We start from the raw sequence: 18,987 nt of genomic DNA on the forward strand, positions 1-18,987 counted from the left end.
CGAAGAAATTCCAGTCCACAGTGGCAGGTCTGCCGCGCACTTTCCACATGATGTGCGCCACACCGCGCTTGTGAAAATTTTCGTTAATGCTTGAGGTTCATGCGCTGCAGGATGGTGGCGGCCATTTCCTCCACGGAGACGGTGGCCGAGTTCAGGTACGGAATCCGGTGCGAAACATACAGTTGCTCGGCACTGCGCAGCTCAAAGCCGCACTGGCGCAGGGACGCATAAGGGGAGCTGGGACGCCGCTCGGTCCGGATCTGGCTCAGCCGCAGCGGGTTGGACGACAGGCCGAAACACTTCGACACGAACGGCCGCAGCGGCTTGGGGAGCCCGTCCTGCTGGAAGTCCTCGTCCACCAGCGGAAAGTTGGCGGCGAAGATCCCGTGCTGCAGCGCAAGGTACATGGTGGTGGGCGTCTTGCCGCACCGCGACGGCGCCACAAGGATCACCTGGGCCTTCTCCAGGGCACGCAGGCTCTGGCCGTCGTCGTGCTCCATGGCGTACTCCACCGCCGCCATCCTCGACTGGTAGCGCGCGGCGTTTCCCAGCCCGTGCGCCCGCCCCGGCTCCCCGCTTGCAGAGGTGCCCAGCGCCTGCTCCAGCACGCCCACGTGGGTGCCGATGAGGTCAACGATGATGCCGCTGCACCCGGCCAGGATCTGCCGGATTTCACTGCTGACCGCGGTGGAAAAGACGATGGGCCGCGGCCCCGCGGCGGCGAGCCCGTCGATGGTGCGGACCACGGAGCGCGCCTGTTCGGCGGTGGTGATGAACGGAATGGTCACGCGGTCGTAATTGCCCACCGGGAACTGCGTCAGCAACGTGTTGCCCAGCGTTTCGGCGGTGATGCCGGTGCTGTCGGACAGGAAATAGACAGGCCGCAGATCATCATTGGTCATGGCATGACTTTAGCGGGCAATGATGACGTCAAGCCTCCGCGGCCCGTGGACCCCCTCCACCCGCTCGAGCTCGATGTCGCTGGTGGCGCTCGGCCCGCTGATCATGGTGATGGGCCGGGTCCCGTCGATCCGGCGCAGCGCCTCAGGCAGGATGCCGGCGATGTCGGCCGCCCTCACCACGCAGATGTGGTGGTCGGGGACCAGGCTGATGGCGCGGCGGCCCTGGTTGGGGCTGCCGTCCAGGAGGATGGTCCCCGTTTCGGCCACGGCGACGGCGGAGCTGGTCACCACGGCGTCCACCCCGTCCAGTTCCGCCACCGTGAGGGGTTGGGCCGGGGAGTCCAGCCGACGGCGGGAGTCACGACGGCTGCCTGGCGCGCCGCCGTCGCCCCCGCCGTCGAGCCCTGCCAGCCAGCCGTCGTCGAGCCCGGCGGGCACCACGTACGTGCGTGCCCCCTCCAGGAGCGAGGCAATCCGGGCCGGCACCTCGGCCTCCGCAACTACTGCCACCTGTGCCTTGTAGTCCACCAGGCGGTCCACCAGCAGCTCGATCAGCGCGTCCCCGTCCAGCTGCGATGCCGACCGGTACTCCCGCGGAATCTCGGGTGCCTCGGGGCTGTCCTTCAGTGCCCCGCGGATCCGGGTGAGGATGTCGTCGCGTGCGCTCATGGCTGGGCTTCCTTGTTGTTGGTTGACGGCGTGTTGTCCGGCGTCTGGTGTTCCTTGGCCCACCAGTCGCGGAAGGACTGGGCCGGTGGGGCGGGAATGTCCCGGCTCTGCGTCCAGCCGCCGGCAATGCCCGGCAGCTTCGTGATCTTCTTGTCCGGCCCGGCGGCGATGCGCCCCAGGGGGAGGCCTTTCTCCACCAGGCCCAGCCGCTTGCCGGAGGACAGCGCCCAGGAGGCGGCCTTCATGCCCACGTCCATCTGGCTTGGTACCTTCTTCTTTCCGCGCTTGCTGTCCACGTCGACGCTGCGCAGGTGCACCAGGATGTCGGGGATGTTGATCTTCACCGGGCAGGCGTCGTAGCAGGCCCCGCACAGCGAGGACGCGTACGGCAGCGAGTTGTTCTCCTCCGCCTCGATGCCCGTGAGCAGGGGCGAAAGGATGGCGCCGATGGGGCCGGGATAGGTGGAACCGTAGGCATGGCCGCCGGTCCGTTCGTATACGGGGCAGACGTTCATGCACGCGCTGCAGCGGATGCAGTGCAGCGCGGAGCGGCCCATTTCGTCGGCGAGCGCGGCGCTGCGGCCGTTGTCCAGGAGCACCAGGTGCACGTTCTGCGGCCCATCGCCCTCGGTGACGCCGGTCCACAGCGAGGTGTACGGGTTCATCCGCTCCCCCGTGGAGGACCGGGGCAGCAGCTGCATGAACACCTCAAGGTCCTGCCAGGTGGGCAGCAGCTTTTCCACGCCCATGACCGTGATGAGGGTTTCCGGCAGGGTCAGGCACATGCGGCCGTTGCCCTCGGATTCGACGACGGCGAGGGTGCCGGAGTCGGCGAGCGCGAAGTTGGCGCCGGACACGGCCACCTTGGCGGTCAGGAACTTCCTGCGCAGGTGCTCCCGGGCGGCCATGGCCAGCACGGACGGTTCGTTGGTGAGGTCCGGGTCCGCTCCCGGCATTTCCCGCAGGAAGATGTCCCGGATTTCGGTGCGGTTCTTGTGGATCGCTGGCACCAGGATGTGGCTGGGCTTGTCATGGTCCAGCTGGACGATGAGCTCGGCGAGGTCCGTTTCGAACGCCTCGATCCCCTGCTCCTCGAGGTATTCGTTGAGCCCGATCTCCTGGGTGGCCATGGACTTGATCTTGACCACTTCGGTTTCGCCAGTGTCCCGGATCAGTCCGGCCACGATCGAGTTGGCTTCCTTGGCGTCGCGGGCCCAGTGGATCACGCCGCCGCGGGCGGTGAAGTTCTCCTCGAACTGTTCCAGGAGTTCAGGCAGCCGGGCCATCACGGACTGTTTGATGGCGGACCCGGCGTCGCGCAGCTGCTCCCAGTCGGGCAGCTCGGAGACCACGTTGATGCGCTTGTCGCGGATGGTGTGCGTGGCGTGGCCCAGGTTGGCGCGCAGCTGGGCGTTGCCCAGTTCGCGGTGCGCGGCCTTGGGGAAGGATTCCCCGGCGAACAGGTTGCCCGAGCCGAAGGCCGGCAGGGAGGGCATGCCAAGGAAGGTGCTCATCGTGTTGCCTTTCCGGTGGAGACGCGGACTTCGCCGGCAACGGACGCCTGCTCCGCCATGGTGCTCGCGAGGATTTCGGCCAGGTGCAGGGTGGTCACGGGGCTGCCCTCGCGGGACAGCCCGCCGCCGATGTGCATCAGGCAGGAGGCATCCCCGCCGGTGCACAGCTCTGCGCCCGTGGACCGGACGTTGTCGGCCTTGTCCTGGAGCATGGCGGAGGACACGTCCGCGTTCTTCATGGAGAACGTGCCGCCGAAGCCGCAGCACTGGTCCGCCTCCGGGAGATCGGCCAGTTCTATGCCCTGCACGGTGCGCAGCAGCCGGGACTGCCGGTCCCCCAGCCGGAGCAGGCGCATGCCGTGGCAGCTGGGGTGGTAGGTCACGCGGTGCGGGAAATAGGAGCCCAGCTGCGCGCCGGCGTCGGTCACGCCCAGCACGTCCACCAGGAGTTCGGAGAGCTCGTAGGTTTTGGCGCCGACGGCGGTGGCGCGGGCTTCCAGCGCGGTGTCGCCGCAGGACCGGGCCACCATGGGGTGCTGGTGCTTGACCGAGGCGACGCAGGAGCCGGACGGGGCGACGGCGACGTCGTAGTCAGCGGTGTCGAACGCGGCAACGTGGTTGGCGACGACGGGAACGGCCTCCTTGAGGTAGCCGCTGTTGACGTGCATCTGGCCGCAGCAGGCCTGGCCGGAGGGGAACACCACTTCGTGTCCCAGCCGTTCCAGGATCTTTACGGTAGCCCGCGCCGTGGCCGGATACATCGCATCCACGATGCAGGTGGCGAACAAGGCGATTCTCATGACAGCCTTCCGAGGAGCTCAGGGGTTGGTGTGGTCTGACCATAGTAGACCACGTGACGCCTACCACTTTCAAGCCGCCCACGGGAAGGTGAACCCGCTCACACCCTCCTCAAATATGGGCTACACTTCCGTGGTCGGACCATTGTGGTCTGACCAAACATATCCCCATTGCCCCTCAACGTGGAGGACCTCCGTGGACCACTTCACCCCCAGCACCGATCCCGTGCTGAACAGCGTTGCCTGGTCGGCCATCGTCGCCTTGTTTCCGCTGCTGACCTTCTTCGTCCTGCTCGCCGTCGTCAAAACCAAAGCCCACGTGGCCGGCGCGTTCGCCCTGCTGGTGGCCCTGGTTGTTGGCATCCTGGCCTTCAAAATGCCGGCTGGCCTTGCGCTCCTGTCCGCAACGCAGGGCGGGGTTTTCGGCGCCTTCCCTGTGCTCTGGATCGTGGTCATGGCCGTCTGGCTCTACCAGGTGACGGTGCTCAGCGGCCGCTTTGAAGACCTCCGCCGGGTCTTCGATGTCATCGGCGGCGGCGACGTCCGCCTGCAAGGTGTCCTGATTGCGTTCTGCTTCGGCGGCCTGCTCGAGGCCCTTGCCGGGTTCGGCGCGCCGGTGGCCATCACCGCCACCATGCTCCTTGCCCTAGGCCTGCCCCCGCTCCGTGCCGCTGCTGCCGTGCTGGTGGCCAACACCGCGCCGGTCGCCTTTGGAGCCATGGCCATTCCGATCACTACCGCTGCCGGGCTCACCGGCCTGCACGCGACGGACATTGGTGCCATGGTGGGCCGCCAGGCGCCGCTGCTGGCCACCTTCGTCCCGCTGATCCTGCTCTTCATCCTGGACGGACGCAAAGGCCTGAAAGACTGCTGGCCCGCCGCCTTGGTCGTCGGATTCTCCTTCGCCGCGGCGCAGTTCCTCTGCTCCAACTTCTTCTCCTACGAACTCACGGACATCATGGCCTCGCTGGTTGGCCTGGGCGCGGCTGTCCTGTTCTTCCGCTTCTGGAAGCCCAGGGGTACCGCGGCAGCACGTGGCCGGCTGGGCGTCGCCGGGGAGGCCGCTGCCGCCGGCTCCACCCCGGGAGACCACGGCCCGCGGAGCGCCCGCGCAGGCAGCGTCGCCACCCTGCAGGCCGCCGACGGCGAAGGCCTCACCCCGCCACGCACATGGCTGGCGCTGTTTCCCTACTTCCTCGTCATCGTGGTGTTCGGTATCGCCAAACTGTGGAAGCTCGGCGTCGACCTTCCCGCCGTCCTCGCCGCCACCGACGTCAAGATCCCGTGGCCTGTCCTCCACGACGCCCTGGTGGGCGCCGACGGCAAGCCGCTGTCCTCCACCACCTACGTGTTCCAATGGCTGTCCAGCCCCGGCACACTCCTGCTGATCACGGGTTTGATCGTCGCGATCGTCTACAGCCGCTTCGACGACGGCGGCCGCTTCCCCATGACGGTAGGCAACGCCGTGGCCGAAATCGGACGGACCATCTTCAAGATGCGCTGGGCCGGGCTCACCATCATCACCGTGCTGGCCCTGGCCTACGTGATGAACAACTCAGGCCAGACGGTCTCGATCGGCGTCTGGCTTGCCGGTACCGGAAGCTTCTTCGCGTTCCTCTCCCCTGTGCTCGGCTGGCTGGGCACGGCCGTGACCGGTTCGGACACCTCCGCCAACGCCCTCTTTGCCAAGCTGCAGCAGACCGCCGGCCTGAATGCAGGCATCGACCCGAACCTGCTCGTGGCCGGCAACACGGCCGGCGGGGTGGTGGGCAAACTCATCAGCCCGCAAAACCTTGCCATTGCCGCCACCGCTGTCAACCTTGACGGCCAGGAATCGGTGCTTCTGCGTAAGGTAGTCGGATGGAGCGTGGGCTTGCTGCTGGTGCTGTGCACCATCGTCTACCTGCAGTCCACCCCGGTGCTGGGCTGGATGCTTCCGTAACCCACCGCCCGCACAAAACCGGGAGTGCGGGTCCACCGGCCCGCACTCCCCCACTCCAGAGGATCGCCCGTGACAACCGCCGCAGCCGGAGCAGCCCCCCGCCGTCGAACCCACGACGCGCTCCTGAAAGACATTGAAGCGGACCTGCGGGCCGGCAAGATCAAGGTCGGTGACCGGCTTCCGGGCGAACGGACCTTGGCCGAAAACTACGGGATCTCCAGGGCGTCCGTGCGCGAAGCCATCCGTATCCTCGACGCCATGGGCGTGGTGCGCAGTTCGGTGGGCTCCGGTCCCACCTCCGGCGCCATTGTGGTCTCCGATCCGTCCGCCGGGCTCTCCTCAGCCCTCCGGCTGCACGTTGCCAGCAACCGGCTGCCTGTCCAGGACATTGTCCAAACCCGCATCCTCCTGGAAACCTGGACCGCCCGTGCCGGCGCCGCCCGGGAAGGCGGCGACGCGGAGCGGAAACAGGCCGCCCAGCTGCTGGAGGCCATGGACCACCCCCAGGTGGACCGGGCAGCCTTCCACGAGCTGGATGCCCGGTTCCATGTGGCGCTGAGTTCACTCGCGGGCAACGAGGTGATGGCCACCATCATGGAGTCCCTCAGCGGTTCGATCGTGGGCTATGTCAAGGGATCCATGGACGCCATGGAGGACTGGCCGGAGGTCCTGGAAGTCCTCCGCACCCAACACCACGGAATCTTCGATGCCGTCCAGTCCCGCGACGGCGATCTCGCCGCGCGCCTGCTGCGCGAACACATCGAATGGTTCTACCAGCGGGCCGGCGACGCCACTGCGCCGCAGGCCCCCATCGTCACCTAAATTTTTGGAGTTACGCATGCGAACCGCAACGGCAGGAGCCGGAACACCCATCGACCAGCTGGAGCTGGACACCGTCAGCACACGGGACCTGGACCGCCATGCCATGGCACACGACGCCTCGCACTACCTCCTGGTCCCGCAGGGAGTAGCCACTCCCCGCAACGCCGCCGACGTCGGCGCCCTGCTCCGGCGCAGCCGGGAACTCGGGCTTCCCGCCACCTTTCGGTCCGGCGGCACAAGCCTGTCTGGCCAGGCCCTGAGCGACAGCCTGCTGATCAACACCCGCCAGCACTTCCGCGGCATCGAGGTGCTCGACGGCGGCGCCCGGGTCCGCGTCCAGCCCGGCGCCACGGTGCGCAGCGTCAACGCCCGGCTCGCCCCCTTTGGGCGTAAGCTCGGCCCGGATCCCGCCAGCGAGATCGCCTGCACCGTGGGCGGCGTCATCGCCAACAACTCCTCCGGGATGGCGTGCGGCACCGAATTCAACACGTACCGGACGCTGGAATCAATGGTGCTGGTGCTGCCCTCGGGTACGGTCATCGACACCGCCGACGCCGACGCCGACCGGCGGTTGCGTGAGCTGGAACCGGAACTCCACGAGGGGCTGCTGAGGCTGCGCCGCCGGGTGGTGGGCAACGACGAGTCCGTCCGCATCATCCGTTCACTGTTCTCGATGAAAAACACCATGGGCTACGGCGTGAACTCCTTCCTGGACTATGAACGCGCCGTGGACATCCTGATGCACCTCATGATCGGCAGCGAAGGAACCCTCGGTTTCGTGGCCGGGGCTGTCTTCCGGACCGTCGAGGTCAAACCGGCTGTCGCCACCGGGCTGCTGGTCTTCAACAGCCTCGACGCCGCGACGGCAGCCCTGCCCGACCTGGTTTCCACCGGCCTTGCAACCGTCGAACTCATGGACGCGGCAGCGTTGAGGGTGGCCCAGCTTGCCGCCGACGCCCCCGCTGCCATCCGAACGCTGCCGGTCCAGGGACACGCCGCGCTGTTGGTTGAACACCAGGGCTCGGACGCCGCCGAGCTGTCCGGCAAGCGGGAAGGCTCGCAGCCGCTGTTCGACTCGCTGGACCTGGCCACACCCTTCGCGCTGACCTCAAACCCGAAAGACCGCGCTGCACTCTGGCATGTGCGCAAGGGCCTGTACACGGCCGTCGCCGGTGCCCGCCCGTCGGGAACCAACGCGCTGCTGGAGGACATCGTGGTGCCGGTTCCTGCCCTCGCGGGCACCTGCGGCGAACTGACACGGCTCTTCCGCGAGCACCATTACAAGGAATCGGTGATCTTCGGGCACGCCAAGGACGGAAACGTCCACTTCATGCTCAACGAGCGCTTCGACGATCCGGCCCAACTGCTGCGCTACCAGGCCTTCACCGACGAGATGGTGGACCTGGTCCTCGGCGCGGGCGGTTCACTCAAGGCCGAGCATGGCACCGGCCGGATCATGGCGCCCTTCGTCCGCCGCCAGTACGGCGACGAGCTCTATGCAGTCATGCAGGAAATCAAGCGGCTGATCGACCCGCCCAACCTCCTGAACCCGGGCGTGCTGCTCGCCGACGAACCCCTCTCCTACATCGAGAACCTGAAGGTGGCTCCCACCGTCGAGGAGGAAGTGGACCGCTGCGTCGAGTGCGGGTACTGCGAACCGGTGTGCCCCAGCAAGGACATCACACTCACACCCCGCCAGCGCATCGTGCTTCGGCGCGACATTGCTGCCGCTGAGCAGCGTGGTGATGACGCCCTCGCCGCCAGCCTGCGCAAGGACTATGACTACGATGGCGTGCAGACCTGCGCGGCGGACGGCATGTGCGTCACCGCCTGCCCGGTGCTGATCAACACCGGAGACCTGGTGCGGCGGCTGCGGAAGGAAAACGCGAACACCGTCGCCGCGGCCGGCTGGAACAAAGCCGCCGAAAACTGGGGCACCGTGAGCGCCGCCGGCGGGCTGGCCCTGACTGTAGCCAAGGCCATGCCTGCGCCGCTGCCCAAGGCTGCGACCGCCGTCGGCCGCGCCCTGCTGGGGACGGAGGCGGTACCCGCCTACAGCGCCGTGCTGCCCGGCGGCGGTTCCAGGCGCAGCGCACGTCCGGATCCGGACAGCATCGCCGTGTTCTTCCCCGCCTGCATCGGAACGATGTTCGGCCCGGCGGATGCTGCAGGAGGCGCCGGGAAGGGCTCGGCCCAGGCCTTCCTGGACCTCTGTGAGCGCGCCGGTGTGCGGGTCGCCGTTCCAGAAGGGATCGAGAGCCTGTGCTGCGGCACGCCGTGGAAGTCCAAGGGCTTCTCCCAGGGTTACGACGCCATGGCCGCCAAGGTCCTGGACGGGCTGTACGAGGCCAGCGGCCGGGGCAAGCTGCCGGTGGTGTGCGATGCCGCCTCCTGCACGGAGGGCCTGGACACTATGAAGCGGCTAGCGGCTGCGGGCGAAGAGCGGTACGCCGGGCTGCGCTTTGTCGACTCAGTGGAGTTCGTCCACCAGCACGTCCTGGACCAGCTCACAGTGACCGCCCCGCTGGGTTCCATGGCGCTGCACCCCACCTGCTCTTCCACCCAGCTGGGGACCAACCCGGCGCTGATGGAGATCGCCCGGGCTGTGACCGATGACGTGTTCGTGCCGCTGAACTGGGGTTGCTGCGCGTTCGCGGGCGACCGCGGCCTGCTCCACCCGGAACTGACCGACTCCGCCACCGACCGGCAGGCCAGCGAGATCAACGAACGGCAGTTCGACGCCTACGCCTCCACCAACCGCACCTGCGAGCTGGGAATGTCCAAGGCGACCGGCCACTCCTACCGCCACCTCCTGGAAATCCTCGAGGAGGCCACCAGGCCCTGAGGCATCCCCGCTAGACTGGCCGGGCAAGGACGGATTGGGGGGATCCAGGGCGGCGGCGCCGCTGTTCCGCCTGGTCGGTCGCAGCCCGCGGACCCAAGGACCACCATGACCTTCTTCCAGGAGTTACCCGTACCCCCGTTGCCGCCTCGCCCACGGTCCCAACTCCATGTGCCGCCGCCGTGGGTGGCCGCTCCCGCCTATGAAGTTCCGGCTGTCGTCCACCTTGGCAAGTTTGTGAGCCGGACGCCCAACATGGTGGTGGCGCTCAAAGGCGCCGAGGTGTTCTCCACCGGGTGCCTGTTCAGCCTGTCCTGGGTCCTTCGCCGGGGCGATCAATCCGACGAGGACTGGGCCGACCTCCAGCAGCTGTTCTTCCAGTCCGGCAGGGGCATCCGCCGGGGCAGTGGCCGCAAAACCGGGCTGATGTTCGGCGTCGAGTTCCCCGACGGCTCAAAGGCCAGTACCGGCAGCCAAATTCCCTACGGAATGATGGAACCGGGCACCGACCCGGTACCGCCGGTTCTGGCCCTGAACGGGGGCGGTGGCGGCGGGGGCGATGAGGAGTTCTCCGGCAGCGGCACGCTGTGGCTGTGGCCGCTGCCGCCTGCCGGTGACCTCCGGCTGGTTGCCCAGTGGACCGACTTCGGTTTGGAGGAAACGTCCCTAATGCTCGACGGCGGGGCCTTGCGTCAGGCGTCGGCGTCCGTCCAGCAATACTGGCCGGAGGAGGAGCGCAGGTAGCAGTCAGCAGGGGGCCGCGGCCTGCTCCGGTTCCGCTGCCTCATCCGAAAACGCGGACACGATGCTGCCGTAACCCTGCAAAAACATCCGCCGGCCCTGGCCTTCGTCGGTCCACACCCAGATGACTGAGTAGTCGGACGTTACCGCATCCACTACGCCGGTGCCGGCCAGGGTTCCTTCGGCGAAGCGGACCCTGTCCCCGACCGCCAGCCGCGGATGCCTCGTCCGTTTCCTCCGGGGCCTGGGCGAGGCTGCTTTCCCTGCCATCGCAGGGTATGACGGGCAGGTGGTGGCGTGCTGGCTCATCGGCTTCCTTGGGCTCGCGGACGGACGGTCAGCTCATTACGACCCTGCCCGCTGCTCCCAGGTCACGCGCTCCGGCGTGGTGCAGCAAGACTAGCGCGGCGGTACTCCCGGATGCACAAACGGCCCCCTTGGAACGGAGTGTGACTGCTCCGTTCCAAGGGGGCCGTTGGGCAAAGCGAAAAAACTCAGTCCAAAGCCGCCACAGATCCGAGTGCGTCCCACGCGAAGCTGGCCAGCCAGTGGGTGGACATGAAGTCGCCGCTCTCCAGCCCGTGGAGTCCGGCCTTCAGCAGCGGATCCAGCGCCTCATTCAGCACACCCGCAGCAGTGGAAGCCTCCGCGCTGCCAGATTCCCTAAGCGCGGCAATAATCCGTGCCACCTGCCCGGCCCGGGTCAGGTTCAGCCCGTGCAGGTGCACCAGGTAGCCGTCACTCTCGTCGGTGACGCTGACCGGCCGCAGGATCCGCGACTCAACGGAAAGCCCGGGGAGGAACGCCGCAAACCAGGCGGCAAACTCGTCAGCCGGCAGGACGCGGCGCATGAGGTCCGCTTCGCTGAGGCCGGCGGAGAGGAAGTCCTGGCCGCTGAGCTCCCAGTCCGCCGGCCAGCCCCGGTCTTTACCGAACCAGCCGCGTGCCGCTTCCTCGCAGGCCTCTGCGGCTTCCGTTCGGCCCAGGGAGCGGAACGCATCAAGCATGTAGCCGACGCCGAACGCCGCGTTGGTGTGCAGCCCGTGCCGGACGGGGTACTGCGCCTTGGCCATCCACGCCACACTGAGCCCCGCCACCGCATCCACCAGCGGGTCCAGCGCAGCGCCCCACTCGCGGAGCTGGGCATCGTCGGAAACGGAGCAGGTGGCCGCCAGCCGCATCAGCCAGGCCCACCCGTAAGGCCGCTCCCAGGACGGGTTGGCCAGCAGGTAGTCCCGCTCCACCGCCAGCTTGGCCTTGGTCAGGTTGGCGCCGATCGCTTCCCTGAGCGACGCGGCGGTGGGGCCGTCCACCCACGCCGCCGTGCCGCCGTCGGACGCCCCTGCCGGAGCAGCCCCGGCAAGGGGTGAGCCAGGGGTCCCACCCAGCAAACTGGCCCCGAGCCAGTGCATGTGGACGCAGGAGTGCCAGTCGAAGGAGGTGTAGAAGGCGGGGTGGATCTGCTCCGGCGTGGGCCGGTCATCGGCGGAAACCTGGGTGTGGTGGGCCGAATGCGGGAAGGGTTCCGAAAGGTTGCCCAGCACCACGGCCGCGTAGTCCGGTGCCGCCTGTACGCGGAGATCGTTGTCCATCATGCTCCTCTTCAAGGGAAGGTCTTAGTGGAAGGCCAGGAAATACATCAGCGCGATGTTGACCGCCAGCAGCGGGATGGCCGTACCCACCTGCGCCGTGATGACGCCGTACTTGTTCTTCATCTCCAGCAGCGCGGACGGCACCAGGTTGAAGTTCGCGGCCATGGGCGTGCAGAGCGTGCCGCAGAAACCGGCCAGCATGCCGATGGCGAAGACGATCGCGGGGTCGCCGTGGAATCCTTCCACCAGCACGGGCCAGCCGATGGCCGCGGTCATGATCGGGAACGCCGCGAAGCCGTTGCCCATCAGCACGGTGAAGAGGAACATGCCGATGCAGTAGACCAGCACGCCCGCGATCAGCGAGCCCTTGGGCAGCAGCCCGGAGGCCAGGTTGCCCACGGCGGTGCCCACGCCGGCCTTGGTGAAGAGGATGCCCAGCGTGGTGAGCATCTGCGGCAGCAGCGCGGCCCAGCCGATGGACTCAAGGATGCGGCGGCTTTCGAAGATGGGCGTCGCCGGGTTCTTGGGTTTGAGGATCACCAGGGCGACGACGACGGCAACCACGGCACCGATGGCCAGGGCTACCAGCGTGGTGTTCTTGGGGTCGAGCAGCGGGGTGCCGCCGATCACCAGCACAGGAGCTGCGAGCACCAGGATCACGGTGACCAGTGGCAGAGTCAGGGCCGGGATGAAGAGCTTGTTCCCGAACCGCTTGGCGTACGCCTCGCGCTCGGGCCCGGTGGAGGTGCGGTGCTTGCCGTGGCCCAGCAGGCCGGTGGAGGCCAGCACCACCAGGACCAGGACGGCGACGCCGAGGATCCAGGCGGGTGCGGTTCCGGCCTGGACCCAGGTGCTGTAGAAGAAGCACAGGCCCAGCAGGCCCCAGAAGGCCGAGCTGCCCCAGCGGCGTGGGTGGTTGGTGTCGGCGGCGATCAGCGATGCCCACGCGACGAACAGAATGCCGACCAGCCAGTAAACGGCTTCAACGTTGATCATTTGGCTTCTCCTGCGGTTTCCTTCTGGGCGGTGAGCTCGAACTCGCGATATTCCTTGTCCAGCTGCTTGTCCAGGCGCAGGAGCCGGAAGCCGTGGATGAGGAAGGCTGCGATGGCGGTGGGGATGGCCCAGAGCGCCAGCTGCAGCGGTTCCAGGTGCAGGTGGTAGGTGGTGTCCACGAACGTGGTGATCAGCAGGATGGAGCCGACCGCCACGAACACGTCCTCGCCGAAGAACACGCCAACGTTGTCGGCGCCGGCGGAGTGGCCCTTGATCTTCTCGCTGATCTTTTCCGGCACGTGGCCGTAGCGGCGCAGCGCTGCACCTTCAGCCATCGGGAACACCAACGGGCGGACGGTCTGTGCGTGGCCGCCGATGCTGGTGAGGCCCACGGCGGCGGTGATCTGGCGGACGGCCAGGTAACCGATCAGGACGCGTCCGGCGGTCAGCTTGGCGAGCCGGCCGATGAGGACCTTGGCCTGCTCCTGCAGCCCGAAAAACTCGATAATGCCCACCACCGGCAGCACCGCCACGAAGATGGTGACCGAGCGGCTGCTGGCAAAGCCGGTGCCGAACGAGTCGAGGATCTGTGCGGGGTTCATGCCGCCCAGCAGTGCGGTGACGATGCCCGCGACGGTGACGACAATCAGGGGGTTCAGGCGGATGGCGAAGCCAACGATCACCAGCAGCACCCCGATGAGTACAAGCATGATTATCCCTTCCCAGGGGACCCGTGACGGGTCTGCGTAAATGGGGGCCGGCGCGTCCGTGGGGTTGGTCATTGGGGTGACGGCGCCGAGGGGCGGGAGCCCCGGTCACGTTAGGGCTGCAGGATTAAGTGAGCTGCAGAACATCGGTGTGATCCACAGCATAGCGTTTTGTTCAACAATCCCGCAACCCCTCTGCGCGACCCCCGCCCAACTAGGTAGCGCCAACTGTCGTTTTGAGGGCTCAAAACGACAGTTGGCGCTACCTAGTTGGGTGTGCCGGGAGGGGTTAGCGGCCGACGGCGTCGAGCAGCTGCGCTTCTGCCCGGTCCAGGTAGGCGGCCAGGAAGTCCGCTGCCGCGGCCCGGTCGCCAGCCTCCAGGAGTTCCACGATCCTGGCGTTGTCCTCAACGTACGGCTCGTGGAAGGCAGGGTTGGCAGCCATGGAGTGGAACACCAGGCGCATCTCGGCCAGGACCTGGTCCATGAGGCTGTTGAGCCGCTCGCTGCCGGCCCGGTCAACGATGGCGCGGTGGAAGTGCTGGTTGGCGCCGGCCATGCCGGGAATGTCGCCCTCCGCGGCGGCGCCCCTGGCGGCCTTGATGATTCCCGCCAGGGCTTCATTGGAAGCTTCGCCGGACCACAGCACCGCGGCAGGCTCCAGGAAGCGGCGCACGCGGTAGATCTCGCGGATGTCGTCGGCGGTGGGGTGGGCCACGAACACGCCGCGGTTGGGGATGCGGGTGACAATGTGCTCGGCATGGAGCGCCGTGAACGCCTCCCGCAGGGTGTTGCGGGACACGCCAAGGGCCTCGCGGAGCGCTTCCTCCGCGAGCTTGGAGCCGGGCTTGAGCTGGCCTGCCTCTATGCGGCTGCGGAGCTGGGAGGCCACCCAGAGGCCGGTTTCGGCGTGCTTTGTGGTCCTGGCCTGGGCTTGGAGATCCGCCAGTACCTCGTCAAACGTCATGGCACCACGATATCGGCCCGGACCTGCACCGAATCGCCGGCGCACCCGCTTATTCGGCTCCCGGCTCACCGATGGTTGCAAGCACCTGGCCGGGGGCGACGGCGTCTCCCGCCGAAGCGAACTGCTCCCCCAGGGTGCCGGCGCGGTGGGCAGCCACCATTGTCTCCATCTTCATGGCTTCGAGGACCAGCACCGTCTCCCCCTCCTCCACCGTGGCACCGGGCGCGGCCAGCCACTTCACCACGGTGCCGGCCATCGTTGCCAGGAGGTCGCCGTCGTCCGTCTCCTCCGGAGCTTCCGCCTGTGTATCCCGAGCCTGGGCACCGCGCCGGCCGCCGCCGTCGAGCAGGGAATCCATCAGCGCCTGGGGAAGCCCCAGCTCCATCCGCTTGCCGTCCACCTCGATGCCGATGGTCCGGCGGGGCTCCTCCGGCGCGGCGGGGCTGAACGCGGGATCCGCCTCGAGTTCGGTGGTGAATTCGTTCTCGATCCAGGTGGTGTAGACGCCCAGGGTGTCCGTGCGGGTGAACTCCGGAGCGTCCACAACGGCGCGGTGGAACGGGAGGACGGTGGCCAGGCCGCCGATCCGGAACTCGCGCAGGGCGCGGCGGGCGCGGCGGAGGGCCTGCCGCCGGTCCGCGCCGGTCACCACGAGCTTGGCGAGCAGGGAGTCGAACTGCCCGGGGACCACCGAGCCGGCGCGGACGCCGGTGTCCAGGCGGATCCCGGGCCCGGTGGGCACCTCAAACGACTCAACCGCGCCGGGCGACGGCAGGAAGCCCCGGCCCGGATCCTCGGCGTTGATGCGGAACTCGAAGGCGTGCCCTCGCGGTTCCGGGTCCTCGAGGACGGGAAGCCTCTCCCCCGCTGCGATGGACAGCTGGGCGGCCACCAGGTCCACACCCGAGGTCTCTTCAGTGATGGGGTGCTCCACCTGCAGGCGGGTGTTGACTTCCAGGAAGCTGAGGAAGCCGCTGCCGTCCAGGAGGTACTCCACCGTGCCGGCGCCGACATATCCGGCCTCGCGGCAGATGGCCTTCGCCGAGGCGTGGATGGCGGTCCGCTGTTCAGTGGTGAGGAAGGGGGCGGGGGCTTCCTCCACGAGTTTCTGGTGGCGGCGCTGCAGCGAGCAGTCGCGGGTGCCCACCACCACTACATTCCCGTGGGTGTCCGCGATGACCTGGGCTTCCACGTGGCGTGGCCGGTCCAGGAACTTCTCCACGTAGCACTCGCTCCGGCCGAAGGCGGCCAGCGATTCGCGGACCGCGGAGTCGAAGCTCTCCTCGATGTCGGCCATATTCCGGACGACTTTGAGGCCGCGTCCGCCGCCGCCGAAGGCGGCCTTGATGGCTACGGGCAGGCCCACCTGCTCCGCGAAGGCACGGACCTCTTCAGCACTGCCTACCGGTCCGTCGCTGCCGGGCGCCAGCGGTGCGCCGGCGCGGACTGCCACCTCGCGGGCGCTGACCTTGTCGCCCAGCAGCCGGATGGTCTCCGGGGAAGGGCCCACCCATGTCAGGCCGGCGTCAATGACAGCCTGGGCGAAGCCGGCATTTTCGGACAGGAACCCGTAGCCAGGGTGGACGGCGTCCGCGCCGCTTTTCGCCGCGATGGCCAGGATTTTCCCGATGTCCAGGTAGGTTTCCTGGGGCCTGGAACCGGCCAGCGAGTACGCCTCGGTGGCCGCGGCGACGTGCAGCGCGTCGGCGTCAGGGTCGGCGTAGACGGCAACGCTGTCCAGGCCTGCATCGTCGCAGGCCCGGGCGATCCGGACGGCAATCTCGCCGCGGTTGGCAATGAGGACTTTACGCATGGGAGGTTTCCTTAGGTGCTTCGGGCAGTTCTGCCGGGGACGCCGCGGCAGCGAACCGCACGGTGGTGCCCGGGGGAAGTTGGGCTGCCTTGTCCAGGTCAGCATGGACGACGACGGCAATCACCGGATACCCGCCGGTCACCGGGTGGTCGGCGAGGAACAGGACGGGCTGGCCTTCCGGGGGCACCTGGACGGCGCCGCGGACGGTGCCTTCGCTGGCCAGTTCGCCGTCGCGGCTGCGGGTGAGGCCCTGGCCGTTCAGGCGCAGTCCGATCCGGTTGGACTGCGGCGTGACGGTCCATTCGCGGAACAGGAAGTCCTGGAGCGTTTCGGTGCTGAACCAGTCCTGGCGCGGCCCAGGGACCACACGCAGTACGGTCGCTTTATCCTGCTCCGGGAGGGGTGATACTTCGGGGTGGCCCACCACGCTGCCCGGTTTCGCGGCCAGCACGGGCAGGATGGTGCCGGCCTGGAGCGGTCCCGGGCCGACGCCTGACATCGTGTCCGTGGAACGGCTGCCCAGGGCATCGGGGCCGTCGATTCCGCCACGGACGCCGATGTAGGAGCGGAGCCCTTGGGTGGGGTTTCCCAGAGTGAGCTTTTCCCCTGCCAGCAGCGCGAAGGGGGCGTCGCACCCGGGGTGCCGTGCCGCCGTCGTCCGCTGTGTCGCCTGGCTGGAGGGCGTGATTTCGATTGGAACAGCTGCTCCGGTGACGGCGAGGACCTGGTCGGTGAGGGCTTCGAGTTCCAGCCCTCCGAAGAGGGCCTCGATCCCTGCAGCGCTTTCGGAGTTGCCCACCAGGCGGTTGGCACGGCGCAGGGATCCGCGGTCCATGGCACCCGCACTGCTGACCCCCAGCGACGCGAATCCGGGGCGGCCCAGGTCCTGGACCGTGGCCTGCAATCCGGGTTTGCGGACGGCCAGGCCCGCGGCAGCTGGTTCCACTTCCGGTGCCTGGCTGGCGGCCGTCTCCTGCCGCTGGGTCATCGTGGCCCCCGCCCGGACAGCGCTGAACCTGACGGTGTCGCCGGGCCGGATCAGGGCCGGGTTTTCCCGGTTGAGGTCCCACATCACGGCATCGGTCCGGCCGATGAGCTGCCAGCCGCCCGGCGACTGCCGGGGGTAGACGGCTGAGTACGCGCCACCCAGGGCCACAGCCCCGGCGGGCACCGCGGTTCGTGGGGAACGGCGGCGCGGAACCTCCAGGCTGGAGTCCTCCCCGGTGAGGTAGGCGAAGCCCGGGGCGAAGCCGGCGAAGGCAGCGGTCCACAGCTGCCCCGTGTGGGCGGCCACCACTCCCTCGCGGCCCAGATCCGTGAGCGCCGCGACCTGCTCCAGGTCTTCGCCGTCGTACACCACTTCGATGGTGACCAGCGCGCTCTCGGTCTCCGCGGGTGCCTCCAGGTCCAGGCTGCGGATATGTGCGGCCAGCGCCCGCGCCGTTTGGGGCGAATCCGCCGTCACCAGGACTGTCGCGGCGGCGGCGATGACGTCGATCTGGCCCGGCAGTGGATGTGCGGCGAGCTTGGCCTGGAGACTGAGTACCGCGTCCAGGGACCGCAGCTCCACCAGGATGGCCCGGTCCCCCGCCGGCCGGATCCCGGTCAGTTCGGCGTATGTGGCCCGGTTTCCCGCCTCCGGCGCCGTGGTTGCCTGTTGCTGAGTGCCGGCCATGGCTAGGCGAAACTCTGGATCTGGATGCCGGCGTCCACCAGCGCGGCGCGGACGGCGGCGGCCATCGCCACGGCGCCGGGGGTGTCACCGTGCAGGCAGATGCTTTCCGCCCTGACGGGAACCAGTGATCCGTCGGTGGCGCGGACCACGCCGTCCCCGGCCAGGCGGAGGACATGCTCGACGACGTCCCTTACCTCGTGCAGGACGGAGCCCGGTTCGCGCCGGGAGACAAGGGTACCGTCCGGATTGTAGGCACGGTCAGCGAACGCTTCGGCCACGGTCCGCAGCCCGGCAGCCTCGGCCTGGCGGTGGATCTCGGAGTTCGGGAGCACCATGAGCGGCAGCGTGGGGTCCACGGCCAGGATGGCGGCGACTACGGCGCCGGCCTGCTGCGGGTGGTTCACGATGGTGTTGTAAAGGGCGCCGTGGGGCTTGACGTAGCGGACGGCGGTACCGGCAGCAAGGGCAACGGCCTGGACTGCGCCGATCTGGTAGACGACATCTGCCGTCAACTCGTCCGGAGTCATGTCCACATAGCGGCGGCCGAAGCCGGCAAGGTCCCGGTATCCCGGATGCGCGCCCACCGTTACGCCGGCTTTCACGGCTGCCTGGCAGGTGGCCATGATGCCCACTGGGTCCCCGGCGTGGAAGCCACAGGCTACGTTGGCACTGGTCACGCTTTCAAAAATGGCGGCGTCATCGCCGAAGGACCAGTTCCCAAAGGACTCGCCGACGTCGCTGTTCAGGTCGATGCTGGGCATTGTGATCTCCGTCTCGAATTGCTGTCCTTCAAGGATGCCCTAAAAACTCAGATTGTTCAACAATCTTGCACGCCCATTAGAGCCCATCCAGGACGCTCCATCACATTCTGCGCGCCCACCCCAACCTGACTTGGCTCATGGGCCGGGATATTTCGGGAGCGTATCGTGCTGACCTGCGGTGATGCGGGCTGCTTCATGGTTTTTCACGCACTAATGGGATTTGTTCTAGTGTCACGGTGTGGCATTC

General features: G+C 67.9%; 16 protein-coding genes. 4 read left to right on the forward strand and 12 right to left on the reverse strand.

The window, feature by feature from the left end; translation table 11 throughout:
- Positions 1-83: 83 nt before the first annotated feature.
- The 4 genes from IEW19_RS19545 to IEW19_RS19560 are packed head-to-tail and all read right to left on the reverse strand — an operon-like array spanning position 84 to position 3,885.
- Positions 84-902 carry a pyruvate, water dikinase regulatory protein gene (locus tag IEW19_RS19545; RefSeq protein ID WP_188573245.1) on the reverse strand — a complete coding sequence of 273 codons (819 nt, stop codon included), beginning with the start codon at positions 900-902 and terminating at the stop codon, positions 84-86.
- Between the two features lie 9 nt (positions 903-911).
- Entirely contained in the window at positions 912-1,571 is a 660-nt protein-coding gene (locus IEW19_RS19550; protein WP_188573246.1) for a LutC/YkgG family protein, read from the reverse strand.
- Positions 1,568-3,085: a LutB/LldF family L-lactate oxidation iron-sulfur protein gene (locus IEW19_RS19555; RefSeq protein WP_188573247.1), complete on the reverse strand. Its 1,518-nt coding sequence runs from the start codon at positions 3,083-3,085 to the stop codon at positions 1,568-1,570. Before IEW19_RS19555 ends, IEW19_RS19550 begins: the two co-directional genes overlap by 4 nt.
- Complete coding sequence (locus IEW19_RS19560; protein WP_188573248.1) at positions 3,082-3,885, reverse strand: (Fe-S)-binding protein; 804 nt, start codon at positions 3,883-3,885, stop codon at positions 3,082-3,084. The genes IEW19_RS19555 and IEW19_RS19560 overlap by 4 nt, the downstream gene beginning before the upstream one ends.
- Before the next feature lie 193 nt (positions 3,886-4,078).
- Between IEW19_RS19560 and IEW19_RS19565 the strand changes: the two genes are divergently transcribed.
- The 4 genes from IEW19_RS19565 (at position 4,079) to IEW19_RS19580 (ending at position 10,232) form a co-directional block, all read left to right on the forward strand.
- Positions 4,079-5,824 (forward strand): L-lactate permease, encoded by a 1,746-nt coding sequence (locus IEW19_RS19565; RefSeq protein ID WP_229748603.1) that lies wholly within the window; start codon positions 4,079-4,081, stop codon positions 5,822-5,824.
- Positions 5,825-5,893: 69 nt separating this feature from the next.
- A complete protein-coding gene (locus IEW19_RS19570; protein ID WP_188573250.1) occupies positions 5,894-6,646 on the forward strand; it encodes a FadR/GntR family transcriptional regulator in 753 nt (250 codons plus the stop codon).
- A 16-nt stretch (positions 6,647-6,662) separates the two neighbouring features.
- On the forward strand, positions 6,663-9,491 hold the full coding sequence (locus tag IEW19_RS19575; RefSeq protein ID WP_188573251.1) for an FAD-binding and (Fe-S)-binding domain-containing protein: 2,829 nt from the start codon (positions 6,663-6,665) through the stop codon (positions 9,489-9,491).
- 105 nt (positions 9,492-9,596) lie between these two features.
- Complete coding sequence (locus IEW19_RS19580; RefSeq protein ID WP_229748604.1) at positions 9,597-10,232, forward strand: hypothetical protein; 636 nt, start codon at positions 9,597-9,599, stop codon at positions 10,230-10,232.
- A gap of 3 nt (positions 10,233-10,235) precedes the next feature.
- Here the strand turns inward: IEW19_RS19580 and IEW19_RS19585 are convergent, their stop codons facing one another.
- The 8 genes from IEW19_RS19585 to IEW19_RS19620 all read right to left on the reverse strand — a co-directional run bounded on the left by IEW19_RS19585 (position 10,236) and on the right by IEW19_RS19620 (position 18,740).
- Entirely contained in the window at positions 10,236-10,538 is a 303-nt protein-coding gene (locus IEW19_RS19585) for a hypothetical protein (protein ID WP_188573252.1), read from the reverse strand.
- A 185-nt stretch (positions 10,539-10,723) separates the two neighbouring features.
- Positions 10,724-11,821, reverse strand: a complete 1,098-nt coding sequence (locus tag IEW19_RS19590) for a DUF2891 family protein (protein ID WP_188573253.1) — start codon at positions 11,819-11,821, stop codon at positions 10,724-10,726.
- 24 nt (positions 11,822-11,845) lie between these two features.
- Positions 11,846-12,817 carry a DUF979 domain-containing protein gene (locus IEW19_RS19595; protein WP_188573254.1) on the reverse strand — a complete coding sequence of 324 codons (972 nt, stop codon included), beginning with the start codon at positions 12,815-12,817 and terminating at the stop codon, positions 11,846-11,848.
- On the reverse strand, positions 12,814-13,527 hold the full coding sequence (locus tag IEW19_RS19600) for a DUF969 domain-containing protein (protein ID WP_188573255.1): 714 nt from the start codon (positions 13,525-13,527) through the stop codon (positions 12,814-12,816). The genes IEW19_RS19595 and IEW19_RS19600 overlap by 4 nt, the downstream gene beginning before the upstream one ends.
- 286 nt (positions 13,528-13,813) lie before the next feature.
- Entirely contained in the window at positions 13,814-14,491 is a 678-nt protein-coding gene (locus IEW19_RS19605; RefSeq protein WP_188573256.1) for a GntR family transcriptional regulator, read from the reverse strand.
- A 49-nt stretch (positions 14,492-14,540) separates the two neighbouring features.
- Positions 14,541-16,304 carry an acetyl/propionyl/methylcrotonyl-CoA carboxylase subunit alpha gene (locus tag IEW19_RS19610; RefSeq protein WP_188573257.1) on the reverse strand — a complete coding sequence of 588 codons (1,764 nt, stop codon included), beginning with the start codon at positions 16,302-16,304 and terminating at the stop codon, positions 14,541-14,543.
- Positions 16,297-17,979 carry a 5-oxoprolinase subunit B/C family protein gene (locus IEW19_RS19615; protein WP_188573258.1) on the reverse strand — a complete coding sequence of 561 codons (1,683 nt, stop codon included), beginning with the start codon at positions 17,977-17,979 and terminating at the stop codon, positions 16,297-16,299. The genes IEW19_RS19610 and IEW19_RS19615 overlap by 8 nt, the downstream gene beginning before the upstream one ends.
- 2 nt (positions 17,980-17,981) lie before the next feature.
- Positions 17,982-18,740, reverse strand: coding sequence for a LamB/YcsF family protein (locus IEW19_RS19620; RefSeq protein WP_188573259.1), 759 nt, complete (start codon positions 18,738-18,740; stop codon positions 17,982-17,984).
- Positions 18,741-18,987: the final 247 nt, after the last annotated feature.

The organism is Arthrobacter liuii (assembly GCF_014639275.1).
In the GTDB taxonomy this organism is placed as follows: domain Bacteria; phylum Actinomycetota; class Actinomycetes; order Actinomycetales; family Micrococcaceae; genus Arthrobacter; species Arthrobacter liuii.